Genomic DNA, 24596 nt, shown 5'->3' with positions numbered 1-24596 from the left:
TACTGACAAAAAAAGCTTCATTTTCAAGAGAAAACAGGTCCTTTTGCCACAGAGAAGGCATCATTGCCACTTGACTTTCGTTCGTTTTTTGGAATCATTCTTTTAGAACCAAACCAAAAAACCGACCATGCTCCTCATAGGAAAACCGGCACCTCATTTCAGTGCAAACGCAGTTGTAAACGGTACCATCGTACCGGATTTCAGTCTTGACCAGTTCAAGGGCAAAAAGTACGTGATCCTGTTCTTCTACCCGAAGGACTTCACGTTTGTGTGCCCCACTGAATTGATCGGCTTCCAGGAAGCCCTGGGCGAATTCGACAAGCGTGACGTAGCCGTCGTAGGCTGCTCCACGGACAGCGAATTCTCCCACTGGGCCTGGGTGAACACCCCCCGTGACCAGGGCGGCATCCAGGGCGTGAGCTACCCCATCGTTTCCGACATCAACAAGACCATTTCCGCCGACTACGGCGTTCTGGCCGGAGACGAGGAAATTGACGAAGACGGCAACGTGGAAGTCAACGGGGAACTGATCGCCTACCGCGGCCTCTTCCTGATCGACAAGGACGGCATCGTCCGCCACCAGCTCATCAACGACTTCCCGCTGGGACGCTCCATTGATGAAGCCATCCGCGTGGTAGACGCCCTCCAGCACTTTGAGCTGTACGGAGAAGTCTGCCCCCTTGGCTGGCACAAGGGTGAAGCGGCCATGACCCCGTCCCACGAAGGCGTGGCCTCCTACCTCAGCAAGTAAGCTGCCCCGGCAATATTTCAAGGCCGTTCCCTTTTCCGGGGAACGGCCTTTTTGCCGCTTTTCTCTAACATATAAGTATTGACAACGGACCCTTCCGTTCTAATTTACCCGGAATGAACTACTTCATGCCGGCTTTCCTGTTGATTTCTGCCCTTGCAGGCTCCGTCTGGGCCGCAAATGCCCAAGCGCCTGAAAACATCAGGGACCTTGAAACAGCCTATCAAAAATTCTGCACCAGGCGCGGGGAAGCTCTTCTTCCCGCATTTTCAAAAAAACTTCTCGCCCTCCAGCAGCAGGCGGTCAATCAATCCGACTTTGAAAAAGCCAAACAGATTCAATCCGTTCTTCAAAACATCAAAAAAGATATTCTCTCTCCGCCTTCTTCCAACACCATCGACCCGTTCTTCATAGGAAAGGCGTGGAAAAAGAACGGGGACAGCAACGAATTCACGCAGTTTCTGGATGCCGGACTGAGGCGGTTCTCAAAAGACATTAAACAAACAGCATTCCAGCCCCAGGACCAGTGGGCGGACCCCGGAAAATCCTCCCGGGAAATAGTGGTCTTCACCGGGGAGCCCCTGCGCATCTGGGTTAAAAAAGACGACTCCACCATCATTCAGATTTACAAGGACTCCAGTACTGACTGGCTCACCCTGCAAGACGGCAGGCAAAACATCATCAAATCACCGGAGCCGGGATTGAACAACCTGCACCAGGAATTCCTGACGGAATACTCCAAGGCGTGCCAGCCGTTAACCCGGAAATATCTGGCCGCCGTGGAAAAAAGGCAGAAGCAGCTGGCCCAGCAGGGAAGCATGGAGGAAGCGATCGCCATCCACAATTACATGAAGCCATTCAATTCCGAGGGCAGACCGGTGGACCAGCTGTTAAACGGAATCTGGAAGAACCAGGCGGGAGAACTGTATGACTTTTCCAATAAATCAAAAGCGGCCAAGAAAGGCCCGGACGGTTCCCTGAAATTTTATCTGGTTTATACGTCCGCCAGTCCTACAGGGGAATGGAAAATGGCTCGTGTAGACCGGGGGACGGAAAAGGGCATGGAAGTCATTTTCTTTTCCGCCGGAGGAAAAGTGTACCTCATTCCGAACAGGCCCTCCCGCTTTTTCTCTATCTTGACGCGCGTATCCGGTACCTGACGGCCCTTTAAGGCGCACATTCCCGGCTATCCCCCCTTCCCCGGCCGCGGCCTCTCCCTTTCCGGAAATGCCGGAACTGTCATAAATCAGGAGGAATACGCGCACGCCCCTTGAGCCGCACAGGGGTGTTTGCTACATCCTTGGCATGAATATGAATTTCATGGCAGCCGCATCCTCCAGGGAAGATATCTGGACAAGAACCATGGATTTTCTGAACATGCCGGACTGGCTCAAGCTGGAGATGGTGCAGTCCGTGGGCGCCAAAATCCTGCATGTGGTGATATGGCTGGTAGTCAGCTGGATTCTCCTGAAGCTGCTCTGCCAGGTGCTCCGGAAAATCACCGCCCTGAAAATGTCTCCCCAGGCGTCCCGCCTGACCGTTAAAATAGTCAAGGAGGCAGGCTACATCATCATCGGCGTGGAAGCCTTCGCCCTGATGGGGTTCGACATCCTCACCCTGCTGGGCGCGGCCAGCATCATCGGCGTGGCGGTCGGCTTCGCCTCCCAGACTTCCCTGTCCAACATCATCAGCGGCCTCTTCCTGGTGGGGGAAAAGCAAATCAACCTGGGGGACATGATTGAAGTGGGCGGCATCACCGGCAATGTGGACTCCATCAACCTCATGTCCGTCCAGCTCCGGCTGCCGAACAACACCATGGTCCGCATACCCAATGAAATGATCATCAAAAACCCGGTGAGCAACATCACCCGCTTTTCCACGCGCCGCTGTGACCTGGACCTGGGCGTGGACTACAATTGCGACATTGAACACGTCGTGAGCATATTGCAGGAAGTGGTCAAACAGAACAAGCTCTGCCTGGACGACCCGGCTCCCGTCATCATGTTCACCGGATTCCAGGATTCCTCCCTGGGATTCAAAATCGGCGCCTGGTGCCTGAAGGACAACTTTCTGGACTGCCAGAAAACGCTTGCCCACGACATCAAGCACCGCTTTGCAGCAGAGGGCATTTCCTTCCCCTTCCCCACCCGCAGTCTGGAGAGCAGAAGCCCCATCCAGGTGGAAATCTCCGGCACGGCGGAGAAAAATCAGTAGGTGCTCTCTTTTTGCTTTCTTTTTGCCCCGTGAAATTTCAATCTTGTCTGCGTAAAATCCGCATCTATGTCTGACACATCCGCACCCGCCTATCAAAGAATCCTCCTGAAACTCAGCGGAGAAGCCCTGCGCAGCCCCGGCAGCATGGACAACATTTCCCCGGAAATCGTCGCCCGCATTGCTGAAGAAATCGCCCAGGCGCACCGCGCCGGCGTGCAGATCGGCCTGGTCGTGGGCGGCGGCAACTTCTGGCGCGGGGCTAAAGCCAGCGTGCGCGGCATGGACCGCGCCACGGCGGACTACGTAGGCATGCTCGCCACGGTGATGAACGCCCTGGCTCTCCAAAGCGCGCTGGAACGCGCGGGAGTCCCCTGCGTGGTGCAGTCCGCCATTGAAATGAAAAACGTGGCGGAATCCTTCATCCGCCTGAAAGCCCGCACCTACCTGGACAACAATAAAATCGTCATCTTCGCCGCCGGCACCGGCAATCCGTTCTTTTCCACAGACACTACGGCGGCCCTGCGCGCCAGCGAGATCAATGCGGAAGTGGTCATGAAGGCCACCTCCGTGGACGGCGTTTATGATGCGGACCCCAAGAAGGTTTCCGACGCCAAGCGCTTTGACGCCATTTCCTACCAGGAATGCCTGGAACGCCAGCTCAAGGTGATGGACTCCACGGCCTTCACCCTGTGCATGGACAACAAGAAGCCCATCATCGTATTCGACATGCACACGCCGGGCAACATCACGCGCGCCCTGCTCGGGGAACCCATCGGCACCACCATCAGCTGAACTCCGCACGCCCCTTTTTCCAACCTACAAAAAACACTTAGCACCCACCACAATCATGGACGCAGAAACATTAATATTGGAAACGGAGGAATCCATGCTCAAGGCCGTGGACTTCGCCAAACAGGAATTCTCCGGCGTGCGCACGGGAAAAGCCTCCCCCGGCCTCGTTGAAAACCTGGACGTGCACGTCTCCAGCTACGGCTCCGTCATGAAGCTGAAGGGCCTGGCCGTCATCAGCACGCCGGAACCCCGCCTCATCCTCATCCAGCCCTTTGACCCGAGCACCGTCCATGACATCGGCCGCGCTATCAATGAAAGCAAGTTGAACCTCAACCCGCTGGTGGAAGGCCGCTCCATCCGCCTGCCCATTCCCGCCCTCACGGAAGAACGCCGCAAGGACCTCGTGAAGCTTGTCAAATCCCAGGCGGAAGAAGCCCGCGTGCGCGTACGCGGCGCCCGCAAGGCCGGCATGGACTCCGCCAAAAAGCTCAAGGCGGACAACATCGTCACGGAAGACGGCCAGCGCGATCTGGAAACGCAGATCCAGAAGCTCACGGACAAGTACGTGAAGGACATTGACGAGCTGGTGGCCGTCAAGGAAAAGGACATCATGACCATCTGAGCCAGAACCATCCATCCCCAACCATTTTACGACAATGACAGACAACGTAACAAACTTCCTCGCCTCCGGCATTGAAATCAAGGGAACCATCCGTTTCCAGAACGACATGCACATCGACGGCAAAATCGAAGGTGAAATCATTTCCGACAAAGGAAAAGTCACCATCGGAGAAACCGCCCAGATCAAGGGCGACATCACCGCCGGAGACGTGCGCATCTACGGCAACGTAGAAGGCAAGGTCACCTCCGACCGCTGCGAACTCAAGCAGCAGGCCCGCGTCGTCGGGGACATGAAGACCCGCAGCCTCGCCATGGAAGAAGGCGCCCACCTGCTGGGCCGCACGGAAATCGGTTAAAACCGCGAACCTCATTTTTTCATCAAGCCGTTCCGTCCTGCGCGAGGGAACGGCTTTTTTACGCCCGGTGGCAGGGCAACCCGGCAGAAAAAGAGGAATACTCCGCTTGAAAAACCGGTAAAGACGGAAAACTCCCATCCGGGAGCGGAAGGCTCCCGCCTTTCGCATTTACGTCCGTCCGAAGCAAAGCAGGGCTTTCTTCCCTTTCTCCCGCAGCCGCACTTGATGAGGGCCAGGAGGCCCTCATTCCCGGGCGGAACGCCGATTCCCACTTTTGCGGCAGGCAGGCCAGGCCCCCGGTGGAACCTGGCCGCCAACAGGGCAAAAAAACGGGAGGTGGAGCAAAAGCCGCTCCGTTATCCCGCTTCCTCAGGAAAGTCAGGAAAGGGGCGGACGCACGATGGACCAGGAACGCGGCTGCGCGGGGTCCAGCACCTTCTTGATAAAAGCGTTCACCTGGTCCAGCTCCATGTTCCTGATGGCGACTGTCTGCCGTTCAAACGCATCCAGGGGCAGCCCGAACAGGATATCCAGAGCCAGCATCTGGCACAGGGCTCCGTTGGACTGCATGGCCAGCAGGCGGGAGGAAAGGGCGGACGCCTTGGTGCGTTCCAGCTCCTCTTCCGTCATGCCGCGCTCATGAATCATCTCCAGAGTCTTTTCCAGCCGCTGCCCGGCTTCCTCCAGTTGTTCCGGAGAGGTGCCCAGGTAGAAGCAGATGCCTCCGGCGTCCATGCCGATGAACAGGGAGGAGCTGGCATAGTAGGCCAGCCCGGCTTCCTCCCGGATGTTGGTGAAAACGGGACCGGCCATGTCACTGCACCAGGCCTGGAACAGCAGCGCCTGCGCCATTTCCGGGGAAGCCACGTCCACGCACGGCATTCCCACCACCAGCACGGCTTGCTGCTTGTCCAGCACGGACACCTCCCGGCCAGCGCGCAGCGCGGGCGTGGGAGTCAGGACCGGCGGCATTCCGGCCCTCATTCCGCCAAGGCGCTTTTCCAGAAGAGGGAGAACCTCCTCCTTCCTGACATCTCCGGAAATGCATATCACGGCATTGGAGGCGCAGATGATGCGTTCATACTGTTCCTTCACGTCCCGCACCGTCAGTGAAGAAAGGCTCTCCGGCGTGCCGGACGGGGAATTCCCGTAGGAAACATGGCCGTAGGCCACCTTCCGTTCCTGCCGGAACGCCACGGAAAGCGGATCTTCCAAATCCTCCTCCGCATCCGCCACAAAGGACTCCTTCTCCCGGAGGAAGGCGTCCTCCGGGAAGGAGGGATTCATCACCACATCCGCCATCAGCTCCAGTCCGGAATCCAGGTCTTCCGCCAGAATCTGGCAGCCCACGCTCAGGGAATTGTTGCCTGTGGAGGTATTGATGGCCCCTCCGATGTCCTCCAGAAAACGCGCTATGTCCCCTGCGGAACGCGTGGCGGTCCCTTTCAGCAGGCATTCGGACATCAAATCCGTCACCCCGGCGTCATGTTCATTCTCCGCACGGCAGCCGGCCTTGAAGGCCAGGCAGGCATAGGCCAGCGGAAGGCGGTGGTCCTCACGAATCACCACCTTCATGCCGTTGCCAAGCACATGCTCGCTCAGGGCCGTTTCCGTCCCGGCGGCGGAACCGTCTTCCTCCGCGGCGTTGCTGCCCACGGGATCCAGGCTGACTTCCGTCACATTCGGGGAGGACAGCCAGGTGGAGCACACGCGGTGCAGGTCTTCCGTAGTCACCCGTTCAATGGCTTCCTGCCATTCTGAAGACAGGTTCAAATTGCGCGCCCCGAACCAGTCCGCCCCCATTTCCGAGGCCACTCCAGCGGCGGAACTCCTGCGGCGCAGGCGGCTGACCCGCGTCTGCTTGCAAACTCTCTTCAAATCCTCCGTAAAATCCTCCTGTGCCAGATTCCGCAGTTCCTGGAGCACCAGGTCCCGCACCTTGTCACGCTGGGCGCGGTCCACGTCAATGCTGATGGTGAACGCCCCTTCGTCAGTCTCGGACTGGTTGGAATGCACCTCAATGCTGTACACCAGCCCCAGGCGGTCGTGGAACTTTTCATAAAAACGCGCGGAACGGCCCCCGCCCAGGATGCTGGCCAGGGCGGAAAGGGCCGGCGTATCCGGATGGCCTGAACAGGGCAGGCGCCAGGCAAGGTTCAGTTTGGAATAAGGCACGGCAAATTCCTTGCGCACCCTGCGGGAACCGAACTGGTGCGGTTCATGGGGAATAAGCTCCCGGTTCAGGGGGCGGGACTTTAAATCTTCCACCAGCAGTTCCAGATGGGAAAAAATCTCTGCGGCATCCACATCCCCCGCGATGGAAAGCACCACATTGTTCGGAACATAGCGGCTGGCATGGTAATCCAGCACGTCCTGGCGCGTCAGGCAGTCAAACGCGGCGGGTTCCCCCAGCACGGGCCAGCGGCGCGGATGCTTGAGATACAATGTCTGCATCAGAAGCTGGTAAGCCACAGAATCGGGATCGTCCGCGTACATGGCCATCTCCCGGCGCACCACCCCCTTCTCCCGCTCCAGTTCATCCTCCGGGAACGTGGGGAAAAACACCAGCTCCGTCAGAAGGTTCAGGAAAATCTGCCAGGAATCCGCAGGGCCGTCTATATAATACACGGTGCGGTTCACGCTGGTATAGGCATTCCAGTGGCCGCCGCGTTCCTGGACCTTGCGGGCCAGGTCCTGCCCGGAATAATGCTCCGTTCCCTTGAACACCAGGTGTTCCAGCAAATGGGAAAGGCCGCTCCCCTGCCAGTGGCCCTCATTCATGGACCCGGTGCCCACCCAGTACTGAAGGGACACTACGGGATGGGACTTGTCCTCCTTGATCAAAACCGTCAAACCGTTTCCGAAACGGCGCGTCACAGGCTCCTTGGCTGAACTCATGTTTCTTAGCGTGCCTTAAGACGGCAGGCCATGCAAGCCGCCGCTCCGTCCACGCCGCGGCACTGTCAGACTTACCCCGGTTTAAAAAACGCAGTTGAATCGAAAACCTCCCTAAAAAAAACATGCTGACTGCACATTTTTTTGAACAAATCTTAAACTCTGTTACTCTATCAGTCGTAGAACGGCAGATTATGTGCCGTTTATCATCAACAACACCAACCTCACACATCATCATATGAAAAAGATCCTCGCTGTAGCAGCCTTTGCTTTCGCATTCAGTGTCAACGGTTACGCCCAGGAAGCCGCCGCTCCGGCCGATTCCTCCGCCCCCGCTGCTCAGAAGTGCTGCAAGAAAGACAAAAAGTGCGACAAGAAATGCGACAAGGAAGGCAAGTGCGGCAAAAAATGCGACAAGCCCTGCAGCAAAGGTGAAAAGCCCTGCGACTGCTCCAAAAAGGAAGAAGCTCCCAAGGCCTAACCTCACGGAAACCATCACAATGAACGCGAACCCTTGCCGAACCCTTTCGGCAAGGGTTTTCTCCACCGGGTGGGCGTAAAACCGTCCGTCCCGTTGACCATGAAATTACTTGATTTGAACCTTCAACCCATTTTATAAATTGTCATCATGAAAACGACTTCCATTCTTACCATCGGCTGTGCGGCCATCGCGCTGTCCATCACCTCCTGCACCAACTTCGGTTCCCCGAACGCCTACAACCTGAACGAAATCGGCGGCGCACAGGAAACCTATACCGGTACGGTCACCAGTGTGGAAAACGTCAAAATCCAGGCCAATAACGCCAATACCGGCACCGGCATCGGTGCAGTGGCGGGCGGCCTGACCGGCGCCATGTTCGGCGGCGGCAACGCCAAGTACGCCACGGCAGCGGGCGGCGCCATTCTGGGCGGCATCGCCGGCAACCAGATTGACAAGGCCGTGAACAACACGACCGGGGAACGCATCACCGTGCGCCTGGACCAGAAAAGGAACGGCACCCGCAACTACACGGTCGTGCAGGTCGCCAGCAGGAACAACCCGATCCAGGTCGGACAGCGCGTGCGCGTGATCATCGGCAACAACGGTTCCCGCGTGCTGGCCTACTAATTGGCCCTCCTTCACTGACCAGCTACATACCGGCATGATCTTCGGCACCTTACCCGGCGGCGCTCCAGTAGAACTGTTTGAACTGTCTTCCGACAAGCTGACGGTACGCATCAGCAACTACGGGGGGCGCATCATCTCCGTCGTCAAGGACGGCATGGACATGATCGTAGGGCCCAAGCACTTTGAAGACATGCTGAAAGACACCTGTTATTGCGGTGCGATTTGCGGCCGTGTCGCGAATCGCATCGCAAAAGGCAGGTTCTCCATTGACGGAGACTCCCATTCCGTGGCCGTCAACAACGGCCCCAACCACCTGCACGGAGGCGTGCAGGGCTTCGACAGCAAAATCTGGCAGGTGCAGGAAGCCACGCGCAACACGCTGGTGCTTACCCTGCACTCCGCAGACGGGGAGGAAAACTATCCCGGCAATCTGGAAGTGGTAGCCACCTATACCGTGGTGGAAGAAACCCTCCACCTCCGGCTGGAAGCGTACGCGGACGCGGCCACCATCGTCAACCTCACCAACCACGCCTACTGGAACCTTTCCGGCAAGCCCACCATTGACTCCATGACGCTGGAGGTGCGGGCTTCCGCCTACACCCCGGTGGACGCCACCAACATTCCGGACGGCCGCATCCTTCCCGTGGAAGGAACGGACTTTGACCTGCGGAAGGCAGCCCTGCTGGGAGAACGCAACTCCGCCGCCCATCCGGACACCGCCGCCGGACTGGACCACAACTACGTGCTGGATTCCGAACCCGGCGACAAAATCGCCGCCATCCTTCTGGACCCGGAATCCCGCCACCGCCTGATCGTGGCGACGGACGCGCCCGGCCTCCAGGTGTATACCGGGGAATACCTGCCCCAGGCGCGCCAGGGAATCGCGCTGGAAGCCCAGGGCTTCCCCAATGCCGTCAACACGCCCCACTTCCCTAGCGTCATCCTGCGTCCCGGCCAGTCAGCCACGCGCAATATCACCTGGACCGTCAGGTAAAAGGCATATCCGCAGTCCCCTGCGCGGGAAAGCCAGGAAATGTTCCGGCGCGCCAAACTCCGAAACCCCGTCTTTCAACTTTTCAGGCGTGCGCTGTCAAGACGCCGCATAAAGGGCTTCCGCCACCACCTTTTGCAGGCCTTCCGCCATGCGTTCCATGGAACGGCCCACAAAAATCAGGTCCGCCACGGAAATCAGATTGTCCTGATACTGTTCCGGCAGGCGCATGAACGTATCCGTCATGGCCGCCGCATGCTCCGCCAGCGTCTCCAGCGCGGGAACCAGCTCCGCCAGGGCCTTCCCGTCCCAGGAAGAGACGGCCTTGTTCACCGCTCTGAACTGCTCCGCCATCTCCCGGTAAACGGGGTCCGCCTGGGCGGCCTCCCGGATGCGGGGGCGCTTGTTAAGCTTGTTGGCCCTCTTGGCGATCGTCACGGCCTCATCCCCGATCCGTTCATACATGGAAGACATGCGTATGGAAGCCAGCACCACCTTGAGATCGGAGGCTACGGGACTGAAAAAAGCCAGCAGATGCAGGCCTTCCCGGTCCACCGTCATTTCCAGCTCGTCCAGCTCCTCATCATCCGCAATGGCCTGGTTGGAGGCGGATTCATTCTGCTGCAGCAGCCCGGCGGCAGCCAGGTCAAGGGCGCTCTGCGCCTTGTAGGCCATCTGGAGCAAATGCGTATTCAGGGAGGAAAGGGCGGCGTCAAACTCCCTCAGGGTGTGCGCGTCGTGATTCATGATTAGGAATATTGGCTTGAGGACTGGCGGCGCTTTTGCCGGCATGGTAAAAAATGTGCTGGCGGCGCAGGCTGTTCCTTTTGGCGGAGGATGCGGCCAGCCTCCGTACAACGCCGGAGGAAAGGGAAAAATGCCCGGCTCCCTTTCTGGAAGTAAACTTTGAAAAAAACATAAACAACTCTCTGTTAACTGAATCTTCCCGTGATATAATCCTCCGTTTCTTTCATGGAAGGATTGGAAAAAATCTTCTCCGTGGAATCAAACTCCACCAGTCTTCCCAGCATGAAAAAACCGGTCAGGTCGGAAACGCGGGTGGCCTGCTGCATGTTGTGGGTAACCACGATGATGGTGAACTCCTCCTTGAGCCGGTGCATCAGCTCTTCCACCCGCACCGTGGCAATGGGGTCCAGGGCGGAACAAGGTTCGTCCATCAGCAGGATGCGAGGCTTCACGGCAATGGAACGGGCGATGCACAGGCGCTGCTGCTGTCCCCCGGAAAGGCCGTTGGCGGAAGCATGCAGGCGGTCCTTCACTTCATCCCATAAGGCGGCATGCCTCAGGCTTTCCTCCACCGCTTCATCCAGAATGCCGCGGTTCCTTACCCCCGCCAGCTTCAACCCGTAGGAAACGTTCTCATAAATGGTCATCGGGAAGGGATTGGACTTCTGGAAAACCATCCCCACCTCCCGGCGCAAATGGATGGGGTCCAGGGCCGGGGAAGTCACGTCCACCCCGTCAATGCGGATGGAGCCGCCCGTGACGCGGGCCTCCGGAATGCGGTCATTCATCCGGTTGATGCAGCGCAGCAGCGTGGACTTTCCACATCCGGAAGGGCCGATGAACGCCGTCACCCGGTTTCTGGGAACCTTCATGGTGACATGGAACAGGGATTGCTTGCTCCCATAACAAAAATCCAGGGAATCCACCTCTACGGCGGTCTGATCGGCGGCGGCTGGATGCGGAGTCATGTTCGGTCAAATGGCGCGTCCTGCGCCGTTGACCGCATGGTATCCCAAAAACGAAGCTCCGGGTCTACTACGGGTTTGTGACAATTTCTTAACCTGGCTTTTTGAGAAAAAGAAAATCACGCAGCGGATTTAGAATCCGTTTACTTTTAATTGACTATAAAACTAAATGAGTGTGAATGCAAAAACACGTTTGGTCTTTTCTTTTTAGAGATACGTTTTTACTTGCAAAACGAGAACTATTTTGTATGTTGATATGACGTGCCGGAAAACCTATTGGCAGCAGCTTTGCGTCTCCCAGTTTTTATAATAGATTTTAATAATTTTCAGGAAAATTACGATGAAAAGAACAATTCCGCAAACCCAAAGATTTAAACATATAAGCAAGGGTTTTGCCCTGATTGCCACCATCACCCTGATGATGCTCCTGGCCCTCCTCAGCGTTGGCCTTCTTACCATTGCATCCTCACAGGTCCGCATTTCCGAAAAACAGCTCTTTGCCGCGGAGGCCAAATCCCTCGCCAGGTTTTCCCTCGAAGTGGCCCTCGGGCAGCTCCAGTGTGAGCTGGGGCCCGACCAGCGCGTTTCCGCCAACTCGGGCATCCTTTCCTCCGGCGCCAGCGAAGGCAACGCCCCGTACATCCTGGGCGTCTGGAACAGCTGGGATACCTGGCTCAACAAGACTAACTCCCAGGGCATGAACATTTCTTCCACCTACGATACGGGAAGAAAGTCCATGTTCCGCCGCTGGCTCATTTCCGACCCGGACCTGCGCAGACTCAGCACGCTGGAAGCGGGCAAAAGCCTGCTGGGCAAACGTTCCCTTACCAACCAAAATTTCCGCAGTGTCGCCTTGGTGGACCATGGCACGGTGGGAACGCCCGTAGGCGCCAAGAACCAGGACAAAAAGGAAATCTACGCCCGCATGGTGCGCGTGGACGATTCCTCCAAAACCATTGGCCTTAAAAGAAATTCCAGCGTGCGTAAATACATTGCGTGGTGGGTAACGGGAGAAAACCAGAAGGCGCGCATCAACCTGATGCCGCATGCCTCGGAAGAAAGCACGGATGCCCTGACGGTGATGCGCTCCACGTGGGACACGCCCGGTCCCGATTTGGAGCCCCTCAACCTTTCTTCCATGATGGCATCGAGTTCCGGAAACGACATGTCCACAGTCAGAAAACTCATCTCCCTTGATACGATACTGGCTAACAGTAAAAACGGCCGGCTGAAAGACTTGGGAGAGGTGTACCATGACATCTCCCTGGTTTCTTCCAGTCTCTTGACGGATTCTAAATTCGGAGGTCTTAAAAAGGACCTCAACATTATGTTTTCCCAGGAAAAGCTGCCTGAAGATTTCCGCGGAGACACCTCGGATATCGGTCTCCGGCCGTATACGTCCGAGGACGGAAACCCATCGGAACAGAACCGCCCGATCGGTTCCTGGAACCAGCTCTACCTGTGGGCCAACGTGTGGGACTCCTCCACGAAGAGGGACGGACAAGATTCTTCCGCCACCCTGCAATGGAATGGGTGCACCCCCAGCACATTGATTGCGGCGGACTCTGCGGCCAGTATGGAAATGATGGACAACCGCTACACGTACATGCGCCATCCCATCCTGCTGCGCTTTTATTCTTTCGTGGGACTTAACTATGTCAAACACGGCAACAAGCATCCCAACCGCGGTGGATGGATTGACTTCCGTATCGCCGTCATTCCGGTGTACGTCTGGTGGAACCCCTACAATGTGGATATGAAACTGACCGGAGCCGACGGCGGCGTCTGGGGCGCCTACTTCGGCGAACACCGTTTCATGCCCCTGCTGCTTTCCCACAATATCAAATTCGCATGGAACCAGCTGGATGAAGGCCAATTGTCCAATTACGGGGAATCCTGCCTGGTCCCCTACTTAAACGCTTCTTATAACAACCGCCAGGTGGCCGACTTTGGCGCCTCTTTCCGCACCACATCCAAACTCAGTGGAGATGGGGCCACGATCAAGGGAGAACCTTCTACCTTGAAGGCTGGAGAAATCGTTGTCTTTGCCCAGCCGGTCGTTTCCAACATTGCCAATGGCAATGAGGTTTATAAGACAAAACCCAACAGCGGTGATTTCAAACCGGACAGGTTCCCACTTAAGGAAGGTTGGTCCCAGGAGCCTGGCCAGGTCAGCTCCTATGCCGTCAACCTGACGGACGGTGTTCGCTACGAACTGCTGGACGGCAGTGGATATAATCAGCAGGGCATCGCCAAGGCTTCCATTATCTTCGCGGAAGATACCAGCCAACTCAATGGTACGCCCGATAATCATGTCCTCGCCGTCAAATACGGGGACAAGGGAGCATCAAAGGCCTTGGGAACCTTCGTCATGGGGGCCGGTCTCATGAATCCCAACAAGATGAACAGCTCCTCCTCCCTGAATGGGAAAAACACGGCTGAAATCGACATCTTCGCCAAAACCATGCCGGCTATCCTCAACCTGAACTGGGGCGCGTGGGAAAAACCTCTGGTCGACCAGATTAAGCTTCCGGCGGAAATGTGGGAACATAATGAAGGCACCAATGAAGAAGCCAAGAAGGCGGGCGAATACGGAACTCCCTCTTTGGATTCCACGTTCATCGCCTACTACGGGGTATCGGTCAAATGGGGCAAGCCCCCGGTGATCGGAGCCTACCCGGAAGGCAAGGACTACCGCGCCAAGACATGGCAGCACTCCAGCCCTCTCTTCTGGGGTGGGCAGATGCCCACCGCCTCCGAGCTCGGACGCCTCTACAGCCCCTACCAGTTTGAAGTCAAAAATGCCAACAGCGACTTCTTCCCCATCACCATCTCCAACATCCTCTCCAACGACGGCACCAGGCTCTCCCCCTTCGGCGGACCGGGCGCCGAGCAGGTCAACAAGATCGTGGCCGCGGAACTCCCCTTCCAGCAGCCCTCCAGCCTCGCCGGCTTCGCAGGCTGCCGCCTCACCCCGGGATGGTACAGGAGCGACTCCAAGGCGGCCGTCGCCAAGCGCTTCGCCTACCAGTCCGGCGTGCCGGGCGTGGGGATCGGCAACGCCTTTGCCGACCCCATGCTCCCGCCCGACAAGGTCTTCTCCCACAATGAAATCATGGGAGACGCCTCCCTGGGCGACTTCTGGGACCACGGCCTGATGGTCAACGACGCCCTCTGGGACTCCTGGTTCGCCTCCTCCCTGGCCGCGCGCCCCTCCAGCATCGGAGGCACGGGCAGGGAGGAACTTAAAACCGTGCTTCAACAGGCCTTCTCCACGGACGCCTCCTCCAACAGGGCCGCCGGCATTGCCAACAGGCGCTTCGTGCCCGACCTCCAGGGCAAGCCCTCCGAGGCCGTCGTCGAAGAACTCTCCAAGACCGACGAAGGCTACAAGCACGCCTCCAAGTACCTCACCGTGGCCGGGGGCTTCAACGTCAACTCCACCTCCCAGCGCGCCTGGGAAGCCACCCTGCTTGGGCTCAAAAAGCGCAAGCTCCTCTACTCCCGGAGCGGGACCCCCTCCGTGCTCAACAACAGCCAGACGGCCTTCTCCCGCTTCGGGGTGGCCAGCAGCGACAAGTCCCACGTGGACGACTACGGCTCGGTGGGCGTAACCCAGGGCATCCCGGACGGGGAGGCCATGGCGTGGTCCGACCTCAGAACGCTCAGCGACTCGCAGATCAAGTCCCTGGCCCGGAACATGGTCCAGGAGGTCAAGAAGAGGGGCCCCTTCCTGAACATGTCCGACTTCGTCAACCGCCGCCTGCAGAGCGGGGAGATGGGGGTGAAGGGGGCGCTTCAGGCGGCCATCGACGAAAGCTCCATCAACAGCACCTTTGACGAACTCTCCGACATGGTCATCACGCCCAAGGGAGGGTACCCGAACCAGGACGCGGCCAAGGGATCGGTGTACACGGCGGCGCCCGGCTACCTGATCCAGTCCGACGTGCTGGCGGTGCTGGGCAATATTTTAACGACGCGCGACGACACGTTTACGATCCGGGCCTACGGGGAGCTGACCAACCGCGAGGGTGTGGTGCTGTCGCGGGCGTGGTGCGAGGCGGTGGTGCAGAGGGGGATCAATTACGTGGACCCGGTGGACAGCCCGGAGACGCCGGTCAAGAAGATCAACATGAAGAGCGGAGCGCTGGAGGAGACGGAGCTGAGCGCGGTGAACAAGGCATTCGGGAGGAAGTTCAACATCGTCTCCTTCCGCTGGCTGTCTCCCGAGGAGGTGTAATAAAAGAGAGAGAGAGTTTTTTTCTTCTTCCCGGCCAGCGCCGCTTCCCATCCACGGGGAGCGGCTCTTTTTGTGCTTAAGGGGAGGGAGGGAAAGAAAGATAGGGGTTATAAGGTTTAAAGGGGTAATAGGAATAATGAGGGGGCAATTATAGACGCATATTTTTTAAGTGAGCCTCCATTTGAGAATTACGAAAAATATAAATCTGCAAGTACGAGGCCGGCTTGCTGACATGTTTACTATCCAGAAAGAGAAGGAACGTCTTTTGTTCGAGTAACTTACAAAGCAGCCAATTAAAGAAAACAGGCCTTCTGAAACCCTGGCAAAATGGGCCTTTGCGGATTTCAAGCCGCGGGGGCCTGCATCTTTTATCCCGAACCTCCAAAAGAGTGTTTCTATCATTCCATGTAACCACCCCCGGCATGAGAATTATTCCACTGCATTCCAGAGCAGTTTTTATGTGAAGCGGGAACAGCTTTTTCACGAAATCCATCGCGACAGACAGACCAGTACAGAGACTTCTGCATTTTTGCTCGATGGGGAAGACCTCAACGAACGAATTTTCAAGCGTTTCCCGAAGACGAAAAAGTGAAAAGTTGTAAAGAGGATATTATTTTACTCTCCTTGCCGTTATTTAAAAGAGCCAAAGACAAGGTACAGCCCACATTCCATAGGGACGTCATTAAACCGCTTCTATAAACGTTATCCACCACTTATTTTTTAAGCTGAGCAACAGCCCCTTCATGCAATATGTCGAATTCAGCAGGAGCAATTTCAGCAAGCAGTTTCATATGCTCCTGTTTCCGTGCCTATATCAAGCATATTCCGGCCACTTACACATAGTTTGCGATTGATGATTTTATCGTAAAATTCCTGCGGATAAATATCACGGAACATTGCACAGGATGCCGAAGTTCCGCCCCAGTCAAATGCTTTTCCTCCGCAGATGTCTTTATCTCACTTTTTCCGCCAAGAGGGCCCTTCCCACAAAACGCATCTTACCCGGCCAAGGCGAATAACCAAGGCTTCCTATCCTTTAAATGCAATTATTTTCCTGTGGAGATGTCACATAACTTGTTTTTCATCATTGCTCCATGTATCTGCACATAAGCCATTTTGTTCATTCAGATACTATTTTACCCTGTGCAGATGAGGTCATGCGTAACAGAAATGCTGAATCCGCAGGCTTTCCCGGCAGAAAAAGGGGGCCAATTACCGCTGGAATTTTCTATTTTTTATCTTCAACATCCCTACTTTGAGCTTGCACGGCCTTCCTCATTCCTGTACTTCACAAGGGATATAAAGTCCATCAAGGCTTGCGTCCGTACCCTGTTGCACGCTCCGATGGATTCAGCCTGCTGCATTCTCTCCCGCAAGACTGTCCGTCAAGGGTCCATGCGCCGGCCAAAAGCCCCCCTTTTATTTTTCACTCCCCCGAATATATGCGCATTTTACCCATCCTCGCCTTTACCTGCCTTCTCGGAAGCGTTTCTTTCGTCCATGGACAGACCCGCACTCCTTCCAAGCCGGAGCCGGCTAAACCGGAAACGAACGCCCCGGCGGCCGATACCGTGGACAAGTCCCTCTCCCCCGCCGCCGTCAACGGCATCCGGTTTGTCCTTAAGACGCCCATGCCCCTCCCCTCTCCCATTTACATGCCCATTGATTCCAAAAGGCTGGAGAAAGTGGAAATCCGCGCCGCCCTTCCCGGACGCCGCAGCGTTTATCCCAGGAGCAAGATTATTACCCTGTTCGGTGGCCTGGACCAGAAGGGGATGCCGACCAACAAGCTTGTCAGCAAGCCCCTTCCGACCGACCTTGGCCCCAAAACCCTGGCGCTGGTAGGCAAGAACAGCAGCGGAGAGTTTACCCTGGATTTTATCAATGAAGCGGAACTTCCGCTTAATTGCGTTTACATTCAGAATCTGACCGGGCGCACCTTCACTCTGGAGCTTCCCAAGCCCCCCGCGGGAGAAAAGAGCGCCATTGAATTGCCCAGCAAGTCCATTTACATTTTCGGCAAGGACTCTACGGACAGCAACGTTTCCCGCACCACTGCCGCCAATTTGACGTACATGACCCGTTTGAAGAACGGCAAAGTCGTGAAGGTGAAGGACAGGGGCATGATGCTGACCACCTACCCCGGGCGGAAAGTAGTGATGATCATTTCCCCGGATTCCACCGGACGCACCGTCGTTCTAACGGAGCTGATGATTTTCAAGGAAAAACCGGTGGCAGCCTCTTCGGGCAAGTAAGTTTTCCCCCTCAGCCTCCGGCAATACGGGGGCGAAAGATATTCAAGAGCCGGAAACCAATCCGGTTTATTCGGAAAAACGGGCATTACTGCCCGTTTTTTTTACGCCATCATCCCATCCTGCCGCCATTCCCGGTGAATAAAATGCTCCGCGTTTTCCCGGCAGGAGAAATTGCCGCCGCCATTTAGTTTCCTCATGCGGCAACCCATTCCTCCGGGACAACAACGGCATGATTCCCACAAGAGAAGGAAGTAAAAACAGCAGGTAAGGCAGAAAGTTCCTCCCGGTCAAAACCGGACGGCATGAAGAGCACGAAGATGCCTCGAATACTCCAGGCTCCCGGGCGGTTCATCTCTTCACCTCCCGGAAACCAACCGAGCTTAATAGACCTTAGGCACCAGTCCCTGGCGGCTCATCTTGTCCTCCACCTTGCGGCGGTTTTCCTCCAAGCGCCGTGCATCATAGGAGTCGTCCACAGGCTGGGCATCCGGAATGTTTTCTCCGCGGCCGGCCTGGTACTGCTGCACCTGCGGAAGCACCCCTTCCACCAGTTCCCGGCATATCCAGGAGGGGAGAATGTAGGTTTCCGTACGTCCGGCGCGGCTCAGGGCCAGCCCCACAAATTTTCCGTTAACGTCAATGACCGGGCATCCGGCGCGTTCCGGGAACAGCGTCATGTCCGACTGGATGACCAGCGGGAATTCGTCCCGCTTCAGGCTCATCCGGTTGCCCATGGAGTTCATCATGTCCAGGCGCTTCTGGGGGAATTTCATCACTTTGGGCCTGGGGCCCGTGAGGAGCTTCCCTTCAACCACCTGGTCCCGGCGCTTCACTTCCACGGGAACCGTCTCACCGGGGCGCACCCCGACCATGGCGGCACGGATGGAGTACATGCCGTCCACCGGCTTCCCATTCAGCTTCATCAGCACATCGCCGGCCAGCAAGCCGCTGCGGTGCGCTCCGCTTCCGGCCTCCACGCCGCCGATCATGACTCCCTCCCCGTCCCAGCGGGGATCGGAAACGATGCCCAGGTAAGGCTGGTCGTCCGCCCGCAGGCTGCGCTGCGCCACGGAAACAACCCCGAAGTCACTGACATGCCCCGTGGGGGACACGGCCGCAATCACGTCCCCTTCCTGCGCCTGCACGTAGGAGTTCAGGTCAATGGGGGGAGCGGGAAGCCCCGGGACGTCCATCATCAGCAGATCGTGTTCCGGCAGGGCAAAGAGCACCTTGGCGTCATACACCCGTCCGGAAGAGTCCACCAGCATGACCGGGCGCCGTTCCTTCTGAAGGTCGCTCAACTTGGTAAGCACTTTCCCCTTCCCCACTACCGTTCCCAGGGCCACCTGGGTATTGCCGGCCACCAGCGCCACCACGGACTGACCCACAGGTACAGCCACCTTGTCCCATTCCCGGAAGATTTCCTTGGCCTGGCTATCCAGCACGATTTTGTCCTCCGGGGCTATCATCTGGTCCGGAGGGAGCGGGGACGCTATTTCCTGGGCACACGCGGAAGCCGCCGCGAATGCCGCCCATAAGTATTTCATGATCATCCTTGAGTTTGTTCCTGGTATTTCAGGCCGGACATCAGATCGCCGCGCCTGCCGAATGTAAGATCCGCCTTGTAGGCCGTACCTTTCCTCACCACTACCACCGGAACGGTTTCCCCGGGACGGTGCCTGCCCAGCTCACGGAGCATGTCCCGCACGGAACGGAGGCTGCGGCTGTCCATGTGGGTAATGACGTCCCCCGGCTTGATGCCCGCGGTATCCGCCGGAGAGTTGACCACCACGTCTTCCACTACCACTCCGTCCACGCCCAGCACGTCCATCATGGCAAATCCCAATACGGGGGATTCCGGGTCAGCCATGGGATGAAGTCCAAGCTGGCCCCAGTGCCGCCCGGAAAGAAGCTTGTCCCAGTCCTTCCGGAATACGGAGACGGGGACATGGTTGTTGATTTTCAACATGGGGCCGATGGAGGAATGAATGCCCACCAGTTTGCCGGACAGGTCAAAGAGAGGGCCGCCGGAATCCCCGCCGATGAGCGTGCATTCCGAGATGAGAAAACGCTGTTTTCCGTCCGTGCACAGCCTTCCCATGCGGATGGGCGCGCGGCGTTCCGGGTCAAAGCCCTTGGAATGGCCCAGGGCCACCACAAAGTCCCCCACATGCAGCCCGTCGGATTCCCCCAGTTCCACATGGGGATAGTTTCCGCCGTCCATGATCTGCACCATGGCGGCGTCCCGCGTAAAGTTGGCCCCCAGCACGCGGCCCTTGACCACGCGCCCGTCGGCAAAGACCACGCGCATGATTTCATCGCCGCCCACCACGTGGGCCGCCGTCAGGATGAGCCCCTGCGGAGTGACAATCACGCCGCTGCCCGTCTCCCCCCCGTCGGAAACCAGCGCTACCGTAGCGGCCGTGACCCTGGAAGCCACCTGATGCACATGCTTCTGCAAGTCCGCCATGGAAGAGACATTCCCCGCAAGACTCATTCCTCCTAACAACAGGGACACAAGCCCCCCAACGACCAAGTAATAAAAACTCGTCATCCTGAATGCTGATATCATGAAATTATCGATAATCGAATGATAGGACATATCCTACCATATAAACGTTCAAACCGGTACGAATTTGTCTAAGGATTGCGACATGACGCTCCATCTTTTGCTTAGACCATTCCGGTTGTTTATGATAAAATTCCCTCACGGATGGGTTTAAACGACAAATCACGGAAACGAAATGCCGGCTCCTGGCGGGAACGCATCCAGGACGGTGAGGCGGCTTCCCGTCCCCAAACGGAACGCAAAAAAAGGCCTGCGCCCCGTCCGTCCTATCCCGGTTTGCCGCAGGAAGATCCCGGTCCGGCAGTCATTCCCGGCCCCACCCGCAGAACGAGAAATTCCCGCAGCGGTTCTTCCCGGCATGACACACCGCCCCCGCGCCCGCGGCGCGCTGCCCGTCCGGCTCCGCAGGAGGAGTATGAAGATTACCCTGAAGCGGAAGGAGAATCCCGTCCCGCACGCGCAGGAAGGCCGCGCAAGCCGCGCTTCACGATTTTCGGCGCCCTGCTGTTTGTCCTGCTGATGCCGTTCCGCTTCATCGGCTCCCTGACGCGGAATATCCGCTGGTTCATCAGCTGGCCCCTGCGCATCCTGCTGGGGTGCTGCTTCGTCGGCATCGTAATCGGTTCCATCCTGGTGTTCCTTTACGGAACCATTTCCAACCGCTATGACATTTCCGAGGTCAAGAGCAACATTCCGGAACGCACGGTGATTCTGGACCGCAAGAACCGGACCATCGGCACCCTGCACGGGGAAAACCGCAAGCGGGTGTCCCTCCGGGAAGTCCCCCCCATTTTCATCGACGCCCTGATTCTGCGTGAGGACAACCGCTTTTACGACCACGGCGGCGTGGACTGGATAGGCGTGGGCCGCGCCTTCGCACAGGTGCTCAAGCACAAGAGGGCCACGCAGGGAGCTTCCACGCTGACCATGCAGCTCGCCAAGATCACTTACAACCACCGGGAGCGCAACCTGCATTCCAAGCTGACGGAGGTGGCTCTGGCAAAGCGCATTGAAGCCACCTACACGAAGGATGAGATTCTGGAGACCTACATCAACCGCATTTTCTGGGGACACACTTTCCTGGGAATTGCGGCGGCGGCGCGCGGGTATTATGACAAGGAGCCCCGCGACCTGTCCCTGGCGGAATGCGCCACGCTGGCCGGCATCATTTACGGCCCGAATGATTTTTCCCCCATCAAACACCCGGAGGAAGCCAAAAAAGTGCGCGACATCGTCCTGGGACTGTTGAAAAACGAGGGCAAGATCACGGAGGTGCAGTATCAGGCGGCCCTGGCGGAACCCATCGTCACCCGGACTCCTCAGTCCCGGTCGGAGGAGAATTACGCCATGGACCTTGTGCGCCGAGAACTGGACGCCATTCTGGAAGAAGAAGACATCCGCCTGGGCGGTCTGGTGGTCCACACCACGCTGGACTTGGATTTGCAGAACGCCACGCTGGACGCCATCAACAAGCATATGGAAGCGCTGGAAGCGCGCAAGGATTTCAAGAAGCACCTGGCGTCCCTGCAAGCCAAACGTGAGAAGAAGGGAATCCTGAAGAACAAGCTGACCACCAAGGCAGAATATGAAGCAGCCCTGGCCGCCTGGAAGGCGCTGCCCGCGGAACGGAAGGAGGGAATGCAGCCTCCCATGCCCAATTACATCCAGTCTGCCGCCGTAGTCATGGACAACGCCACGGGGGCCCTCCTCGCCGTCGTCGGCGGACGGGATGCGGAGGAATCCAAGCTGAACCGCGCCATCCAGTCCAGAAGGCAGACCGGCTCCCTGTTCAAGCCGTTCATTTACGCCACGTTTTTCCAGCAGGGCAATTCCGCGGACACCCGCATTTCAGACGACCGGATCGCCTACGGGGAGGTACGCGGAGCCGCCAACTGGTCCCCCCGCAATTCGGACGGCACGTACCGGGGCATGAAGCCGGCCTCCTTCGGCCTCATCCTTTCCCGCAACACCATGTCCGTGCGCATCGGCAACCGGGCCGGGCTGTCCAACGTCATCCAGTCCGCCCAACTGGCGGGCTTCCACGGGAATATTTCCCGCACCCCGGCCCTTTACCTGGGCACGTGGGAGGCCTCCCCGCTGGACATCGCCAGCGCCTACAGCGTCTTCGCCAACGGCGGCGTGCGCCCCACTCCGTACATCATTGACCACATTACGGATTCCCAGGGCCAGCCGCGCTTCGCCATCACCAAGAGCAAGCGCACCGTGTATTCCCAGCGGGCGGCCAACATCACCTCCTCCATCCTCCAGCAGGTCTGCAAACCCGGCGGCACGGCGGGCAGGATCACCGCGCTGGGCTTCAAGTCCCCCTGCGGCGGCAAGACCGGGACCACGAACAATTACACGAACGCGTGGTTTGCCGGATATACTTCCAATCTCACGTGCAGCGTATGGGTGGGGTTTGACTCCTCCACCAAGATTCTGGAGAAAGGCTACGGCGGCACGCTGGCCCTTCCCGTCTGGGTGGACATCATGCTGGCCGCCCAGAAGGAGGGCTACCCCGCCAACGCCATCCGCACGCGGCCCGGTTCGGAAGGACAGGCCGTGCTCGTCTGCCGGGAGTCCAACCAACTGGCCCATTCCGGCTGCCAGTATGCCAAGACGGCGTATTTTGAAACTTCCGCCGGCTACCAGGCCCCCACCAGGATGTGTGAAAAGCACATCCCCATGGCGGAACCGGATACAGAAGAGAATATTCCCTATGCGGAGCCGCTGGACGGCAGCGACGACAATATTCCCCTGGCCGAACCCGTAGAAGAAACGGACGCCATCCCCTACGCCACCCCCATCTGATTGCCTTACCCTTCTTATGACTTCTCCCCTGATTCCCTGGTTTCTCGCCCTTCTGCTGCTGGCCGCCTGCGTGGCACTGCTGATTCTGCTGCTGCGCTACCGGGACCGCTCCGTCCGGCTCGAAGCGGAATCCCGCTCCTGGCAGGAACGGGCGGAGGATAGAACACAGATGCTCCACCGGGCGGAAGAGGTGCTGAAGGATTCCTTCGCCGGCATTAGCGCGGAAGTCCTCCGGAATTCGGAAAAACAATTCCTGAACCTGGCGGAAACGCGGCTGCAAAGCCAGCGCCAGCAGGCCAACCATGACCTGGAATCCCGCAAACAGGCCATTGAGTCCATGCTGAAGCCGGTGAGCGAGTCACTGAAACTCGTGCAGTCCCGGCTGGGAGAGATGGAAAAGGAGCGCGTGGGCGCCTATACGGACCTGAAAACGCAAATCCGCTACATCCTTTCCGGGAATGAAGCCCTGAAGAATGAGACCGCTAGGCTTTCCCAGGCCCTGCACCACAACAGCTCGCGCGGCCAGTGGGGGGAACTCCAACTGCGCCGCGTGGTGGAGCTGGCCGGAATGGTGGAATACTGTGATTTCACGACGCAGGAGACCCGTTCCAGGGAAGAGGACCGGGTGCGCCCGGATATGGTCATCCACCTGCCGGGAGGCCGTTCCATCATCATTGACGCGAAGGCCCCCATGTCCTCCTACCTGAATGCCGGGCAGACGGACAGGCTGGAGGAGCGCAGCCAGTGGATGTCCCGCCACGCCGCGGACGTAAAAAGACACCTCCAGCAGCTGAGCGCCAAGAATTATTTTGCCCAGTTTTCCCCGTGCCCCGAATTCGTCATCATGTTCCTGCCGGGGGAAGCCTTTTTCCAGGCGGCCCTGGAAGCGGACCCCTCCCTGATTGAATTCGGCGCGGAGAACAAGGTGATCCTTTCCACGCCCTCCACCCTGATCGCCCTGCTGAAAGCCGTCGCCTACGGCTGGAAGCAGGAGCAACTGGCGGACAATGCCAAGAAAATCTCGGAGGCGGGAGCGGACCTGTTCAATACCTGCTCCATCCTCACAGGGCACTTTTCCTCCCTGGGCAAGAGCCTGAACCAGGCGGTGACCCAGTATAACAAAACCGTTTCCTCCTTTGAGCACCGGTTCATTCCCCGGGCGCAGAAATTGAAGAATCTGGGCGTCACTTCCACCAAGGACCTGCCCGGTTCTCTGGAAGACATTACCGTGCAGGCCAAATCGACGGACGCCCCGGAAGAAATTTAAAGAATATAAAATTACAG

At 57.7% G+C, this 24596-nt stretch carries 18 protein-coding genes; 13 read left to right on the top strand and 5 right to left on the bottom strand.

Features of this window, described 5'->3' with window-relative positions; all coding sequences use genetic code 11:
• Positions 1-127: 127 nt before the first annotated feature.
• The 6 genes from J5W70_RS07305 to J5W70_RS07280 all read left to right on the top strand — a co-directional run bounded on the left by J5W70_RS07305 (position 128) and on the right by J5W70_RS07280 (position 4731).
• Positions 128-751 carry a peroxiredoxin gene (locus J5W70_RS07305; protein ID WP_022396296.1) on the top strand — a complete coding sequence of 208 codons (624 nt, stop codon included), beginning with the start codon at positions 128-130 and terminating at the stop codon, positions 749-751.
• Between the two features lie 113 nt (positions 752-864).
• Positions 865-1908 (top strand): hypothetical protein, encoded by a 1044-nt coding sequence (locus tag J5W70_RS07300; RefSeq protein WP_022396297.1) that lies wholly within the window; start codon positions 865-867, stop codon positions 1906-1908.
• Between the two features lie 145 nt (positions 1909-2053).
• Positions 2054-2962, top strand: coding sequence for a mechanosensitive ion channel family protein (locus J5W70_RS07295; protein ID WP_102731723.1), 909 nt, complete (start codon positions 2054-2056; stop codon positions 2960-2962).
• A gap of 66 nt (positions 2963-3028) precedes the next feature.
• On the top strand, positions 3029-3754 hold the full coding sequence (gene pyrH, locus J5W70_RS07290; protein ID WP_022396299.1) for a UMP kinase: 726 nt from the start codon (positions 3029-3031) through the stop codon (positions 3752-3754).
• Positions 3755-3809: 55 nt separating this feature from the next.
• Positions 3810-4376: a ribosome recycling factor gene (frr, locus tag J5W70_RS07285; RefSeq protein ID WP_022396300.1), complete on the top strand. Its 567-nt coding sequence runs from the start codon at positions 3810-3812 to the stop codon at positions 4374-4376.
• Between the two features lie 34 nt (positions 4377-4410).
• The gene (locus J5W70_RS07280) at positions 4411-4731 is read left to right on the top strand and encodes a bactofilin family protein (RefSeq protein WP_012420356.1); all 321 of its coding nucleotides are present in this window, start codon (positions 4411-4413) and stop codon (positions 4729-4731) included.
• Positions 4732-5109: 378 nt separating this feature from the next.
• Here J5W70_RS07280 and J5W70_RS07275 read toward each other — a convergent pair whose 3' ends face one another.
• Positions 5110-7629: a M16 family metallopeptidase gene (locus J5W70_RS07275; RefSeq protein WP_022396301.1), complete on the bottom strand. Its 2520-nt coding sequence runs from the start codon at positions 7627-7629 to the stop codon at positions 5110-5112.
• A 235-nt stretch (positions 7630-7864) separates the two neighbouring features.
• On the opposite strand from J5W70_RS07275, the gene J5W70_RS07270 reads away from it, so the two are divergent.
• The 3 genes from J5W70_RS07270 to J5W70_RS07260 all read left to right on the top strand — a co-directional run bounded on the left by J5W70_RS07270 (position 7865) and on the right by J5W70_RS07260 (position 9728).
• Entirely contained in the window at positions 7865-8107 is a 243-nt protein-coding gene (locus J5W70_RS07270) for a hypothetical protein (protein ID WP_022396302.1), read from the top strand.
• Between the two features lie 147 nt (positions 8108-8254).
• Complete coding sequence (locus J5W70_RS07265) at positions 8255-8734, top strand: outer membrane lipoprotein (RefSeq protein WP_022396303.1); 480 nt, start codon at positions 8255-8257, stop codon at positions 8732-8734.
• A 34-nt stretch (positions 8735-8768) separates the two neighbouring features.
• A complete protein-coding gene (locus J5W70_RS07260) occupies positions 8769-9728 on the top strand; it encodes an aldose epimerase family protein (RefSeq protein WP_022396304.1) in 960 nt (319 codons plus the stop codon).
• Positions 9729-9824: 96 nt separating this feature from the next.
• On the opposite strand, the gene J5W70_RS07255 is transcribed toward J5W70_RS07260, so the two are convergent.
• Positions 9825-10472 carry a phosphate signaling complex PhoU family protein gene (locus J5W70_RS07255; protein ID WP_022396305.1) on the bottom strand — a complete coding sequence of 216 codons (648 nt, stop codon included), beginning with the start codon at positions 10470-10472 and terminating at the stop codon, positions 9825-9827.
• A gap of 185 nt (positions 10473-10657) precedes the next feature.
• Positions 10658-11440: a phosphate ABC transporter ATP-binding protein PstB gene (gene pstB, locus J5W70_RS07250; RefSeq protein WP_022396306.1), complete on the bottom strand. Its 783-nt coding sequence runs from the start codon at positions 11438-11440 to the stop codon at positions 10658-10660.
• A 337-nt stretch (positions 11441-11777) separates the two neighbouring features.
• Between pstB and J5W70_RS07245 the strand changes: the two genes are divergently transcribed.
• Both J5W70_RS07245 and J5W70_RS07240 read left to right on the top strand, forming a co-directional pair.
• Entirely contained in the window at positions 11778-15677 is a 3900-nt protein-coding gene (locus J5W70_RS07245; RefSeq protein WP_215841901.1) for a hypothetical protein, read from the top strand.
• A 1442-nt stretch (positions 15678-17119) separates the two neighbouring features.
• Entirely contained in the window at positions 17120-17932 is an 813-nt protein-coding gene (locus tag J5W70_RS07240; protein ID WP_022395928.1) for a hypothetical protein, read from the top strand.
• A 380-nt stretch (positions 17933-18312) separates the two neighbouring features.
• Here the strand turns inward: J5W70_RS07240 and J5W70_RS07235 are convergent, their stop codons facing one another.
• Positions 18313-19479: a PDZ domain-containing protein gene (locus J5W70_RS07235; RefSeq protein WP_180971141.1), complete on the bottom strand. Its 1167-nt coding sequence runs from the start codon at positions 19477-19479 to the stop codon at positions 18313-18315.
• 2 nt (positions 19480-19481) lie between these two features.
• On the bottom strand, positions 19482-20402 hold the full coding sequence (locus J5W70_RS07230; protein ID WP_180973635.1) for a S1C family serine protease: 921 nt from the start codon (positions 20400-20402) through the stop codon (positions 19482-19484).
• Between the two features lie 243 nt (positions 20403-20645).
• Here J5W70_RS07230 and J5W70_RS07225 point away from each other — a divergent pair, with 243 nt between their 5' ends.
• Complete coding sequence (locus J5W70_RS07225; RefSeq protein ID WP_022395931.1) at positions 20646-23312, top strand: transglycosylase domain-containing protein; 2667 nt, start codon at positions 20646-20648, stop codon at positions 23310-23312.
• 16 nt (positions 23313-23328) lie between these two features.
• Positions 23329-24579, top strand: coding sequence for a DNA recombination protein RmuC (locus tag J5W70_RS07220; RefSeq protein WP_022395932.1), 1251 nt, complete (start codon positions 23329-23331; stop codon positions 24577-24579).
• The last annotated feature ends 17 nt before the right edge of the window (positions 24580-24596 follow it).

This window comes from Akkermansia massiliensis (assembly GCF_018847375.1).
Classification (GTDB): domain Bacteria; phylum Verrucomicrobiota; class Verrucomicrobiia; order Verrucomicrobiales; family Akkermansiaceae; genus Akkermansia; species Akkermansia massiliensis.
Note: the sequence above shows the minus strand (reverse complement) of the source record. Positions and strands in the feature narration are given on the sequence as shown.